Here is a 12398-nt window from a genome sequence, read left to right on the forward strand (position 1 = left end):
GACCACTGACTGCGAGGCACCGCTCACCGCGCTCCGCTCACCGGCGTCGGTCAGTACGCGGGGAGGGTCCGCGGGCCGAGGTCGTCGCGGGCGGGCGGCGGGGCGAGGCGTACGGAGGCGCCGAGGACGCTCACGCCGTGCGGGGCGACGACGACCGGCTCCAGGGTGACCGCGACGACCTCCGGATGGTCGTGGACCAGCCGCGACACCCTCAGCATCAGCTCCTCCAGCGCCGGGGTGTCGACCGGTGCCGAGCCGCGCCAGCCGAACAGGAGCGGGGCGGTCCGGATCGATCGCACCAGTGAGGTCGCGTCCCGGTCGGTGACCGGGATCAGCCGGTGCGCCATGTCCCCGAGCAGCTGCGAGGGGGGCCCGGCCAGCCCGAAGGAGAGGACGGCTCCGGCGGCGGGGTCGATGACCGCGCGTACGACGGTGTCGACACCGCGCGGGGCCATCCGCTGCACCACGGGGCGCAGCTCCTCCGGGGCGCCGAACAGCTCCGTCAACTCGGTGTACGCCCGGCGCAGTTGTTCCTCGTCGGCCAGGTCCAGGCGGACGCCGCCCAGGTCGGCGCGGTGCCTCAGATGGGGGGCGGTCGCCTTGAGGGCCACCGGGTGGCCGAGGGTGCGCGCGGCCTCGGCGGCGGTGTCGGGGTCCGGGGCGGGGAGGGCGCGGTGGACGTGGATGCCGTAGGTGCCGAGCAGGTCGCAGGTCTCGGCGGTGCCGAGGGCGAGGCCCTGGCCGCGCGCGAGCAGCCCGTCGATGAGCGCGGCGGCGCCCCGCTCGTCGATGTCGTCGTACTCGGGCACCTTGCCGGGCTCGGCGGCGTCCCGCCGCCACTGCGCGTACGCGACGGCTTGGGCGAGCGCCCGGACGGCACGCTCGGAGGCGGGGTAGGCGGGGATGAGGTGGGCGCCCTCGGGGAGCGGCGGGGCCGTCGCGGAGGCGGTGTCCGCCCGGGACTGCGGCGCCGGGGCCTGCGGGGCCGTCGCGGAGGCGGTGTCCGCCCGGGACTGCGGCGCCGGGGCCTGCGGGGCCGTCGCGGAGGCGGTGTCCGCCCCGGGCCGTGGCGCCGGGGCCACCGGTGTCGGGGCCGCCGGTGTCGGGATCGTCGGCGTCGGGGCCGCCGGTGTCGGCGTCGGGGCCTGCGGGGCCGTGCTGGTGGCGGCCGACAGGGCCGCCGCGAGGCCGCCGAGTTCCACGTGGACCACCAGGACCGGCTTGGACGGGGTCGCGGCGGCGGCCGAGCGCAGGGCCTGGGCCAGGGCCGCGTCGCCGACCGAGCCCTCCCCCACCGCCGGGATCGCCGTCACGACGACCGCGTCGCTCGTGTCGTCGGCCAGCGCGCGGGAGAGCGCCGCGTGGAAGTCCGCCGCCGAGGCCGCGGTGGTGAGGTCCAGCGGGGGATGCGGACGCAGGCCCTCGGCGAGGCAGGCGTCGTAGGTGAGCAGGCCCAGGGACTCGGAGTTGCCGAGGATCGCCACCCGGGGCCCGGCCGGCAGGGGCTGGCGGGCGAGCAGCAGGCCCGCGTCGACCAGTTCGGTGATGGTGTCCACGCGGATCACCCCGGCCTGCCGCAGCAGTGCGGACACCGTCGCGTGGGGCAGCCGGGTCGCCCGTACGGCGTGTCCCCGGGGGCCCGCTCCGTGGCGTGCGCCCTGGACCACGACCAGCGGCTTCGCCGCCGCGGTCCGGCGGGCGAGGCGGGTGAACTTGCGGGGGTTGCCGATGGACTCCAGGTACATCAGGACGACGTCGGTGTCGGGGTCCTCGTACCAGTACTGCAGGACGTCGTTGCCGGAGACGTCGGCCCGGTTGCCGGACGAGACGAAGGTGGACACGCCGGTGACGCCGGTGACGCCGCCGCCGCGCCGGTGCAGGCGGGACAGCAGGGCGACGCCGATGGCGCCGGACTGGGCGAACAGTCCGATCCGGCCCGGGCGGGGCGTCTCCGGGGCGAGCGAGGCGTTCAGCCGGACGTCCGGGGAGGTGTTGATGACGCCGAAGGCGTTCGGGCCGATGATCCGCATGCCGTACGCGCGCGCGTGCCGTACGAGGGCGCGCTGGCGTTCGCGGCCGTCGGGGCCGGACTCGGCGTAGCCGGCGGAGACGACGACGAGCCCCTGCACGCCGTGCTCGCCGCACTCGGTGACGATCTCCGGGACCCGTTCGGCGGGCACCGCGACGACCGCGAGGTCGACGGGCCCGCCGATGTCCCGCACCGAGCGGAACGCGGCCACCCCGCCGATCTCCTTCTCCCCGTCCCCCAGGGCCTTGTTCACGGCGTACAGCCGGCCGGTGAACCCGGTGTCCCGGAGGTTGTCGAGGACGCTGCGGCCCACCCCGCCGGGGGTGCGGCCGGCGCCGACGACGGCCACCGAGCCGGGGGCGAGCAGCCGCTGCACCGAACGCGCCTCGGCGCGCTGTTCGCGCGCGTACTGCACGGCCATGGAGCGGTCGGTGGGTTCGAGGTCGAACTCCAGGCGGACGACACCGTCCTCGAAGCTGCGCTTCTGGGTGTACCCGGCGTCGGTGAACACCTTGATCATCTTGGTGTTGGCGGGCAGCACCTCGGCCGCGAACCGGCGGATGCCGCGCTCCCGCGCGACGGCGCCGATGTGTTCGAGGAGGGCGGAGGCGACGCCCCGGCCCTGGTGGGCGTCCTGGACGAGGAAGGCGACCTCGGCCTCGTCGGCCGGAGCCGAGGCGGGCGTGCCGTCGGCACCGATCCGGTCGTAGCGTACGGTGGCGATGAACTCGCCGCCGATGGTGGCCGCGAGTCCCACCCGGTCCACGAAGTCGTGGTGCGTGAAGCGGTGGACGTCCTTGGCGGACAGGCGAGGGTAGGGCGCGAAGAAGCGGTAGTACTTCGACTCGTCCGACACCTGCTCGTAGAAGCTGACCAGGCGCTCGGCGTCATCGACGGTGATGGGGCGGACGCGCGCGGTGCCGCCGTCGCGCAGCACCACGTCGGCCTCCCAGTGGGCGGGATACTCGTGCCGGTCCGACGCGATCTGCATGGGCCCCAGAGTACGGCTCGCGTACGACAACGGCGCGGGGCAGTCTGTGGTGGACGACAGCCGGGCCGAGGCCGCGGTCCGGCTGTCTCCGGGAGCGGGAGCGGAGGTCGCTCCGGGCCCGCTCCGGGCATGCTTCACGATGTGGGAAACTGGTCTAGACAACCCTGAACACCGAAGGGCAGCAACACATGGCTGAGCGCCGCGTCAACGTCGGCTGGGCCGAGGGCCTCCACGCCCGCCCCGCCTCCATCTTCGTCCGAGCCGCCACGGCCACAGGCGTCCCGGTGACGATCGCCAAGGCCGGGGGCGACCCCGTCAACGCGGCCTCCATGCTGGCTGTCCTGAGCCTGGGCGCCCAGGGCGGCGAGGAGATCGTCCTCGCGTCCGACGCCGAGGGCGCGGACGCCGCCCTGGACCGGCTGGCGAAGCTGGTCTCCGAGGGTCTCGAGGAACTCCCCGAGACCGTCTGAGCACGCAAGGGGTGCGGGAACGTCTCTTCACCGAAACGCACCGCACTTAAAAGGCCCGCCCGGACCACCGCGCGGGCCTTTTCCTTTCCCTTCCCCCTTTTCCCGGGCAGCAGAAATAACCCCCGGGAAATGCACCCTCTTTGTATACGGCACCCGTGTTAATGCCGGAGACTCGGCATGTTTACGGGATGTTGCGGGTTCCTCACACGGTCCGCGCGGCCGGCGCCGGAGCCGAAGCGCAGGCGGTGCCCGGCGCTCGCGCGCTCGGTGTGCAGCGCCGTGACGGACCGCGCGCGGTCGCCGTCGCCGCGCGCCACGGCGTCCACGATCGCGCCGTGCTCCGCCCAGCACTCGACCGGGTCGGACGGTCCCTCGGTGGCGTACATCCAGGCGATCTTGTGCCGCAGCTGGGTCAGCGTCGAGGTCAGTGCCGGGCTGCCGGTGGCCTGGGCGAGCGTCTCGTGGAACCAGTCGCTCAGGGAGCGCAGGTCGTCGCTGTTGCCCTGGCGGGCGCGTTCCTGCCCCAGCCGGACCAGGCCCCGCAGCACCTTCAGATGGGCCTCGGTGCGGCGCTGCGCCGCGCGGGAGGCGCCGAGCGGCTCGAGGAGCACACGCATCTCCAGCAGGTCGGCGGCCTCCTGCTCGGTGGGTTCCGCGACGCAGGCGCCCGCGTGCCGCCGGGTCACCACGAACCCCTCGGCCTCCAGCGTGCGCAGCGCCTCCCGGACGGGGACGCGGGAGACGCCGTAACGGCGGGCGAGGACTTCCTCGGTGAGCCGGCCGCCGCGCTCGTGGACACCCGCGACGATGTCGTCCCGGATCGCCGTGCACACCGAGTGCGCGGGAATACGCATGACGAACCTCCGGCTTAATCCCCGTGAAACGTCGACGATTGACGTGTGTTCCGTGACTCTATTGCAATCAGCGGGAATTCACGACGCCGGACCGGAATCCATGCTTATTTTTTGGACAGGCGCCGCCCGGAAACACCGGTGCCCCGGCTCGGGGAGCCGGGGCACCGGGAAGCGGTCGGGTCTAGAGGTTCACGCCGTGCGCGCGGAGGTAGGCGACGGGATCGAGGTCGGAGCCGTACTCGGCGGTCGTACGGGCCTCGAAGTGCAGGTGCGCGCCCGTGACGTTGCCGGTGGCGCCGGAGAGGCCGATCTGCTGCCCGGCGGCGACCTGCTGGCCCACCGAGACGCCGATGGACGACAGGTGCCCGTACTGGGTGTACGTGCCGTCGTGCATCTTGATGACGACCTGGTTGCCGTACGAGCCGCCCCAGCCGGCCTCGACGACGGTGCCGACGCCGACCGACTGGACGGGGGTGCCGCTCGCGGCGTGGAAGTCGACACCGGTGTGGCTGCCGGAGGACCACAGCGAGCTGCCGGCCTGGTAACTGGTCGAGACGTACGAGCCGGGGATCGGGGAGACGAAGGTGTTGAGGCGCTCGCGCTCGGCCTCCCGCGCGGCGCGCTCCTTCTCCGCCCGGGCCTCCTCGGCCTCCTTGGCGGCCTTCTCCCGCGCGGCCTCCTCGGCGGCCTTCCGCGCGGCGGCCTCGGCCGCCTCCCGGGCGGCCTCGTGCTGGGCGGCCGCCTGGGCGTCGATCCGGTCGGCGACCGTGTCGCCCAGGGTGACGACGGGCGTGAGGCCGGTCTGTGCGGCGGCGGGCTCGGCGGCGAGCGCGGGAGCCGCGAGGGAGCCGACGACGCCGGTGGTGGTGAGCGCCGCGACGCCCGCCGCGCGGGCGGTGCCGCGCTGGGTCCGGCTGGGACGACGGTGCTTGCCCGGGGCGCGGGTGAACGCCATGTACAGGCTGGTCCTTTCCTTCCCTCTCGCCTACCGGGTTAGCTGACGGGTTCGGAGCAGGAAGGTCTCCTACGGACCCCCTCGCGACACGCGCGGGCGCCCGATTCACCCCAGGGACTCATGCGGGTCCCCGGCTCCCCTGGCTCGCGCCGTACGGGGACTCGGCGATGGCTGTCCGGTGCCGCGGATGCGGCGCACTGCCCGACGAACAGCCCGGACGACGCTAAGGGGACCGTCTCCCCCTCCTCAAACGAATCCCGGGTTTTGTAGCGCATCCCACAGGGCAGACAGGCAACTTCCCCCCCGATTCGGGCACAAGCGGGCCCCGGTGACTTCCGTGTCACCGGGGCCCGGTGCGCGCATGCGCCTCCGCGGCTCGCTACTCGGCCGTCACGACGGTGACTTCACCGATCCCGAGGGCCTCGACGGGCGCCTTGATCTGCGCCGCGTCGCCGACGAGGACGGTCACCAGACGGTCCACCGGGAACGCGTTCACGACGGCCGCGGTGGCCTCCACGGTGCCGGTGGCCGCCAACTGCCGGTACAGGTCGGCCTGGTAGTGGTCGGGCAGGTGCTGCTCGACCTGGTCGGCCAGGGTGCTCGCGACGGCCGCGGCGGTCTCGTACTTGAGCGGCGCCACACCCACCAGGTTCTGCACGGCGACGTCGCGCTCGTCGTCGGTGAGCCCCTCCGCGGCGAGCGTGCGCAGCACGGTCCACAGGTCGTCGAGGGCGGGGCCGGTGTTCGGGGTGTCCACGGAGCCGCTGATGGCCAGCATCGCCGCACCCGTGCCGTCCGGGGCGGACCGCAGGACCTGTCCGAACGCCCGCACGCCGTAGGTGTAGCCCTTCTCCTCGCGCAGCACGCGGTCCAGGCGGGAGGTGAGGGTGCCGCCGAGGCAGTACGTGCCGAGCACCTGCGCGGGCCACACGCGGTCGTGCCGGTCGGGGCCGATGCGGCCGATCAGCAGCTGCGTCTGCACGGCGCCGGGGCGGTCCACGATCACGACCCGGCCGGTGTCGTCGGCGACCACCGCCGGAACGGGCCGCGGCTGCGCCGGGGAGCCGGTCCAGGAGCCGAGCGTGTCGCCGAGCAGCGCGTCCAGGTCGACGCCGGCGAGGTCGCCGACGACCACGGCGGTGGCCGTGGCGGGGCGGACGTGCTTCTCGTAGAAGGCGCGTACGGCCGCGGAGTCGATGCCCTCGACCGTCTCCTCGGTGCCCTGGCGCGGACGCGACATGCGCGAACTCGCCGGGAACAGCTCCTTGGAGAGCTCCTTGGCGGCACGGCGGGAGGGGTTGGCCAGCTCGTGCGGGATCTCGTCGAGGCGGTTGCGGACCAGCCGCTCGACCTCGCTGTCGGCGAACGCGGGCGCCCGGAGCGCGTCGGCGAGCAGCCCGAGTCCCTTGGTGAGCCGCGAGGCCGGGACCTCCAGGCTGAGGCGGACGCCGGGGTGGTCGGCGTGCGCGTCCAGGGTGGCGCCGCAGCGTTCCAGCTCGGCGGCGAACTCCTCGGCGGAGTGCTTGTCGGTGCCCTCGGAGAAGGCCCGCGCCATGATCGTGGCGACACCGTCGAGACCGGCCGGCTCGGCCTCCAGGGGTGCGTCGAGGAGCACCTCGACGGCGACGACCTGCTGGCCGGGGCGGTGGCAGCGCAGCACGGTCAGGCCGTTGTCGAGCGTGCCGCGCTCGGGGGCCGGGAAGGCCCAGGGCTTGGCCTCGCCGGCCTGCGGCTGCGGGTGGAAGTCCATCGTGGCGAGCTCGGTCACTTCGCCGCCTCCTCGTTCTCGTCGGTGCCGGCGGCTGCGGCGGCTTCCTCGGTGTCCTGGGCTCCCGGGGCGACGGGCTCGTAGACGAGCACCGCGCGGTTGTCGGGGCGCAGGCGGGCCTTGGCGACCTCCTGCACCTCCTCCGCCGTCACCTCCAGGACGCGCTGCACGGCGGTCAGGGCGAGCTGCGGGTCGCCGAACAGCACGGCGTACCGGCACAGTTCGTCGGCGCGGCCCGCGACCGTACCGAGCCGGTCGAGCCACTCGCGCTCCAGCTGGGCCTGCGCGCGTTCCATCTCCTCGGCCGTGGGGCCCTGCTCGGCGAACCGGGCGAGCTCCTCGTCGATGGCGGCCTCGATGACCGGCACCTCCACGTCGCCGGACGTCTTCACGTCCAGCCAGCCCAGGGAGGGGGCCCCGGCCAGCCGCAGCAGGCCGAAGCCGGCGGCCACGGCCGTGCGGTCGCGCCGTACCAGCCGGTTGTAGAGCCGCGAGGACTCGCCGCCGCCGAGGACGGTGAGCGCCAGGTCGGCGGCGTCGCACGCGCGCGTGCCGTCCTCGGGCAGCCGGTAGGCGGCCATCAGCGCACGCGCGGGGACCTCCTCCTCCACGACCTCGCGCAGCTGCCCGCCGATGACGTCGGGCAGCGAGCCGTCGCGGGGCGCGGGCTTGCCGTCGTGGCCCGGGATGGAGCCGAAGTACTTCTCGATCCAGGCGAGCGTCCGCTCCGGGTCGATGTCGCCGACGACGGAGAGCACGGCGTTGTTCGGCGCGTAGTACGTGCGGAAGAACTGGCGGGCGTCCTCCAGGGTGGCCGCGTCCAGGTCCGCCATCGAGCCGATGGGCGTGTGGTGGTACGGGTGGCCCTCCGGGTAGGCGAGGGCGGTCAGCTTCTCGAAGGCGGTGCCGTAGGGGACGTTGTCGTAGCGCTGGCGCCGCTCGTTCTTGACGACGTCCCGCTGGTTCTCCATGGACTCGTCGTCCAGGGCGGTCAGCAGGGAGCCCATGCGGTCGGCCTCCAGCCAGAGGGCGAGCTCCAGCTGGTGGGCGGGCATGGTCTCGAAGTAGTTGGTGCGCTCGAAGCTGGTGGTGCCGTTGAGGGAGCCGCCGGCGCCCTGGACCAGCTCGAAGTGACCGTTGCCCTTCACCTGGGCGGAGCCCTGGAACATGAGGTGCTCGAAGAGGTGAGCCAGACCCGTACGGCCCTTGACTTCGTGACGCGAGCCCACGTCGTACCAGAGGCACACCGCGGCGACCGGGGTCAGGTGGTCCTCGGAGAGCACCACGCGCAGGCCGTTGGCCAGGCGGTGCTCGGTCGCTGTCAGGCCGCCGGAGCCTGCCTGGGCTGTGGCCGTGTGACCCATGGGCATGTACGTCCCTTCGATCGCGGAGGCGGTCGTCGAAACCGCCGTTTCTGCCGGTCCTGCCACTGTATGCAAGCGCGCGGACCCCCGACGAAGTTCCCGCCCGGGGCGGGCTACGCCGAGAGCGAGAATGCGGGGGCCGTCGTGCCCCCGTACCCGCGGGCAGCCGCGGCCGCAGGACGGCACAGGTGGGCGCCGGGGGCACCCCCTCCGGGGAGGCACCGCGCAGGCGCCGGGCTGCGCAACCCGCCCCCGACCGGTTCACGCTGGGCCGCGTACCCTGCTCGCACCCCCCACACCTCACCCCCGCCAACCGCCCGGACCCGGGACCCTGGTCCCGTCTGTCAGTGCGACGGTCCACAATGGTCCGCGTCAGATCCCGTCCACAACGCTTCAGCAAGGAGCCGGCAGCGATGGCCCGCCGCAGCACGAAGACCCCGCCGCCCGACGAGTCGTACGAGGAGAAGATCCTCGACATCGACGTCGTCGACGAGATGCAGGGCTCCTTCCTCGAGTACGCGTACTCGGTCATCTACTCCCGCGCCCTGCCGGACGCGCGCGACGGTCTCAAGCCGGTGCACCGCCGCATCGTCTACCAGATGAACGAGATGGGCCTGCGGCCCGAGCGCGGCTACGTGAAGTGCGCCCGCGTCGTCGGCGAGGTCATGGGCAAGCTGCACCCCCACGGCGACGCGTCGATCTACGACGCCCTGGTCCGCATGGCCCAGCCGTTCTCGATGCGCGTCCCCCTGGTCGACGGCCACGGCAACTTCGGCTCGCTGGGCAACGACGACCCGCCCGCCGCCATGCGGTACACCGAGTGCCGGATGGCCGAGGCCACCAGTCTGATGACCGAGTCCATCGACGAGGACACGGTCGACTTCGCGCCCAACTACGACGGCCAGGAGCAGGAGCCGGTGGCGCTGCCCGCCGCGTTCCCGAACCTCCTGGTGAACGGCGCGTCGGGCATCGCCGTCGGCATGGCCACCAACATGCCGCCGCACAACCTGCGCGAGGTCGTCGCGGCCGCGCGGCACCTGATCAGGTATCCGAACGCCGATCTCGACGCCCTGATGAAGCACGTCCCGGGCCCCGACCTGCCCACCGGCGGCCGGATCGTCGGCCTGTCCGGCGTCCGGGACGCGTACGAGACGGGCCGCGGCACGTTCAAGATCCGCGCCACGGTCACCGTGGAGGACGTGACGGCCCGCCGCAAGGGCCTCGTCGTCACCGAGCTGCCCTTCACGGTCGGTCCGGAGAAGGTCATCGGCAAGATCAAGGACCTGGTCGGGTCGAAGAAGCTCCAGGGCATCGCCGACGTCAAGGACCTCACCGACCGCGAGCACGGTCTGCGGCTGGTCATCGAGATCAAGAACGGCTTCGTGCCGGAAGCGGTCCTGGAGCAGCTGTACAAGCTGACGCCGATGGAGGAGTCCTTCGGCATCAACAACGTGGCGCTGGTGGACGGCCAGCCGCTCACCCTGGGCCTCAAGGAACTCCTCGAGGTCTACCTCGACCACCGCTTCAACGTCGTGCGCCGGCGTTCGGAGTTCCGCCGGGGCAAGCGGCGCGACCGCCTCCACCTGGTCGAGGGCCTGCTCACGGCCCTGGTGGACATCGACGAGGTCATCCGCCTCATCCGCTCCAGCGAGAACTCCGCGCAGGCCAGGCAGCGCCTGATGGAGCGGTTCTCCCTCAGCGACATCCAGACCCAGTACATCCTGGACACGCCGCTGCGTCGCCTCACCAAGTACGACCGGATCGAGCTGGAGGCCGAGAAGGACCGGCTGAACGCGGAGATCGAGGAGCTGACCCGGATCCTGGACTCGGACGCGGAGCTGCGCAAGCTGGTCTCCACCGAACTGGCCGCGGTGGCGAAGAAGTTCGGCAACGACCGCCGTACGCTGCTGCTGGAGTCGGCCGGCACCCCGGCCGCCGCCGTACCGCTGCAGGTGGCGGACGACCCGTGCCGCGTGCTGCTGTCCTCCACGGGCCTGCTCGCCCGTACGGCGGACGACGCGCCGCTCGCCGACGACGGCAAGCGGGTCAAGCACGACGTGATCGTCTCGGCGGTGCCGGCGACGGCCCGCGGTGAGATCGGCGTCGTCACCTCGTCCGGCCGGCTGCTCCGGCTGAACGTCGTCGACCTGCCGCAGCTCCCGGGAACGATGCCGACGCCGAACCTCTCGGGCGGGGCGCCCCTGGCCGAGTTCGTGTCCCTGGAGGACGACGAGCAGGTGGTGTGCCTGACCACGCTCGACGAGTCGTCGCCGGGCCTGGCGCTCGGCACGGAACAGGGAGTCGTCAAGCGCGTGGTGCCCGACTACCCCTCCAGCAAGGAGGAGCTGGAGGTCATCACCCTCAAGGAGGGCGACCGGATCGTCGGCGCGATCGAGCTGCGCACGGGCGAGGAGGACCTGGTCTTCATCAGCGACGACGCGCAGCTGCTGCGCTACCCGGCCGCGCAGGTCCGGCCGCAGGGCCGTCCCGCGGGCGGCATGGCGGGCATCAAGCTCACCGAGGGGGCGAAGGTCATCTCCTTCACGGCGGTCGACCCGGCCGCGGACGCGGTGGTGTTCACGGTCGCGGGTTCGCGGGGCACGCTGGACGACTCGGTCCAGACGACGGCCAAGCTGACTCCGTTCGACCAGTACCCGCGCAAGGGCCGGGCCACCGGCGGTGTGCGCTGCCAGCGGTTCCTGAAGGGCGAGGACTGCCTGGCCCTGGCCTGGGCGGGCCCGCTCCCGGCCCGTGCCGCGCAGAAGAACGGCGCCACGGTGGCCCTCCCGGAGCCCGACCCGCGCCGTGACGGCTCGGGTGTGTCCCTGCCGAAGACGGTGTCGGTGGTGGCGGGCCCGGTCTAGGCGGCCGGGTCCTCGGCCGCTCCCTGCACATAGCGCAGAACGCCCCACATGCCCTGTTCGTCGGCGTGTGGGGCGTCGCCGCTCACGCACGCCGCCAGTTCCTCGTGGAGGGCTGCGGCGTCGATGCCGGTCCCGATGAGCACCAGCTGCGTGAGCCGTTCCTCGCCGGCGGGCCAGGGCTCGGGGTAGAAGCGCAGGAACCGTCCCACGGCATGTACGGCGTACCGGTTGCGGGTGTCGTACGACCCGAAGTCGACGTAGCCCTTGATCCGGTACAGCCCCTCGGGCCGGCTGTCCAGGAAGCGGATCAGCCGGCGCGGGTCCAGCGGGCGCTCGGCGGCGAAGGAGACGCTGTCGTAAGCGGCGTGCAGATGCCCGGCGTGGTCGTCGTGATGCAGATCGTCGAACGACAGCTGTCCGACGCGCTCCTCGCTCGGCCTGCAGTCGAAGAGGAACTCGGGGTCGACCCGGCCGTGCGTGGCGGGCACCACGGCCGCACGGTCGACGAGGGACCGGACCAGGGTCAGTACGCGCGAGGCGTCCGGGGCCCGGTCCACCTTGTTGACGACCACGAGATCCGCGAGGGCGAGGTGCCGGTCGATCTCCGGGTGCCTGGCCCGGGTGTCGTCGAACTCGGCGGCGTCCACGACCTCGACGAGTCCGCCGTACACGATGCCCGGATGCTCGCTGGCGAGCACCATCCGCACGAGTTCCTGCGGTTCGGCGAGGCCGCTGGCCTCGATGACGATGACGTCGATCCCGGCGGAGGGGCGGGCGAGCCGTTCGAGGTACACGTCGAGTTCGCTGCCGTCCACGGCACAGCACAGACACCCGTTGCCCAGCGACACGGTCGAGTCCCCGAGCGCCCCGGCGACGGCCATGGCGTCGATCTCGATGGCTCCGAAGTCGTTGACGACGGCACCGATGCGGCTGCCGCCGCTGCGGTGGAGGAGGTGGTTGAGCAGGGTGGTCTTCCCCGAGCCCAGAAATCCGGCCAGTACGACCACCGGAATCTGCCGCCCGCTGCTCCGCTCCGACACGCGACCCCTCTCCCACCTGTGCGCACACCGGCTCGCTCCCGGCGTGCGCTCCGAAACCGACTG

Annotated in this window: 8 protein-coding genes and 1 riboswitch; of the genes, 2 read left to right on the plus strand and 6 right to left on the minus strand. The window is 72.9% G+C overall.

The window, feature by feature from the left end; translation table 11 throughout:
- Positions 1 to 50: 50 nt before the first annotated feature.
- Positions 51 to 3020, minus strand: coding sequence for a GNAT family N-acetyltransferase (locus tag AB0A94_RS19950; protein WP_361745995.1), 2970 nt, complete (start codon positions 3018 to 3020; stop codon positions 51 to 53).
- Between the two features lie 188 nt (positions 3021 to 3208).
- Here AB0A94_RS19950 and AB0A94_RS19955 point away from each other — a divergent pair, with 188 nt between their 5' ends.
- Entirely contained in the window at positions 3209 to 3490 is a 282-nt protein-coding gene (locus tag AB0A94_RS19955; RefSeq protein WP_217128300.1) for an HPr family phosphocarrier protein, read from the plus strand.
- A gap of 158 nt (positions 3491 to 3648) precedes the next feature.
- Here AB0A94_RS19955 and AB0A94_RS19960 read toward each other — a convergent pair whose 3' ends face one another.
- The 4 genes from AB0A94_RS19960 to AB0A94_RS19975 form a co-directional block, all read right to left on the minus strand.
- Complete coding sequence (locus AB0A94_RS19960) at positions 3649 to 4344, minus strand: GntR family transcriptional regulator (protein WP_361745997.1); 696 nt, start codon at positions 4342 to 4344, stop codon at positions 3649 to 3651.
- A 181-nt stretch (positions 4345 to 4525) separates the two neighbouring features.
- Positions 4526 to 5299, minus strand: coding sequence for a M23 family metallopeptidase (locus AB0A94_RS19965; protein ID WP_361745999.1), 774 nt, complete (start codon positions 5297 to 5299; stop codon positions 4526 to 4528).
- Between the two features lie 12 nt (positions 5300 to 5311).
- Positions 5312 to 5476, minus strand: a riboswitch (cyclic di-AMP (ydaO/yuaA leader).
- Positions 5477 to 5678: 202 nt separating this feature from the next.
- The gene (locus AB0A94_RS19970; RefSeq protein ID WP_361746001.1) at positions 5679 to 7067 is read right to left on the minus strand and encodes a pitrilysin family protein; all 1389 of its coding nucleotides are present in this window, start codon (positions 7065 to 7067) and stop codon (positions 5679 to 5681) included.
- On the minus strand, positions 7064 to 8437 hold the full coding sequence (locus AB0A94_RS19975; protein WP_361746003.1) for a pitrilysin family protein: 1374 nt from the start codon (positions 8435 to 8437) through the stop codon (positions 7064 to 7066). The genes AB0A94_RS19970 and AB0A94_RS19975 overlap by 4 nt, the downstream gene beginning before the upstream one ends.
- A 407-nt stretch (positions 8438 to 8844) precedes the next feature.
- Here AB0A94_RS19975 and AB0A94_RS19980 point away from each other — a divergent pair, with 407 nt between their 5' ends.
- Positions 8845 to 11295 carry a DNA topoisomerase IV subunit A gene (locus AB0A94_RS19980; protein ID WP_361746005.1) on the plus strand — a complete coding sequence of 817 codons (2451 nt, stop codon included), beginning with the start codon at positions 8845 to 8847 and terminating at the stop codon, positions 11293 to 11295.
- Here the strand turns inward: AB0A94_RS19980 and AB0A94_RS19985 are convergent.
- Positions 11292 to 12335, minus strand: coding sequence for a GTP-binding protein (locus AB0A94_RS19985; protein ID WP_361746007.1), 1044 nt, complete (start codon positions 12333 to 12335; stop codon positions 11292 to 11294). The two genes, AB0A94_RS19980 and AB0A94_RS19985, sit on opposite strands and share 4 nt — an antisense overlap.
- Positions 12336 to 12398 lie beyond the last annotated feature (63 nt).

The organism is Streptomyces sp. NPDC044984 (assembly GCF_040646935.1).
Lineage (GTDB): Bacteria > Actinomycetota > Actinomycetes > Streptomycetales > Streptomycetaceae > Streptomyces.

Bases quoted from the DNA above. Each gene is read 5' to 3' on its own strand.
- AB0A94_RS19950 (WP_361745995.1), bottom strand. From the start codon at position 3,020: ATGCAGATCGCGTCGGACCGGCACGAGTATCCCGCCCACTGGGAGGCC.
- AB0A94_RS19955 (WP_217128300.1), top strand. From the start codon at position 3,209: ATGGCTGAGCGCCGCGTCAACGTCGGCTGGGCCGAGGGCCTCCACGCC.
- AB0A94_RS19960 (WP_361745997.1), bottom strand. From the start codon at position 4,344: ATGCGTATTCCCGCGCACTCGGTGTGCACGGCGATCCGGGACGACATC.
- AB0A94_RS19965 (WP_361745999.1), bottom strand. From the start codon at position 5,299: ATGGCGTTCACCCGCGCCCCGGGCAAGCACCGTCGTCCCAGCCGGACC.
- AB0A94_RS19975 (WP_361746003.1), bottom strand. From the start codon at position 8,437: ATGCCCATGGGTCACACGGCCACAGCCCAGGCAGGCTCCGGCGGCCTG.
- AB0A94_RS19980 (WP_361746005.1), top strand. From the start codon at position 8,845: ATGGCCCGCCGCAGCACGAAGACCCCGCCGCCCGACGAGTCGTACGAG.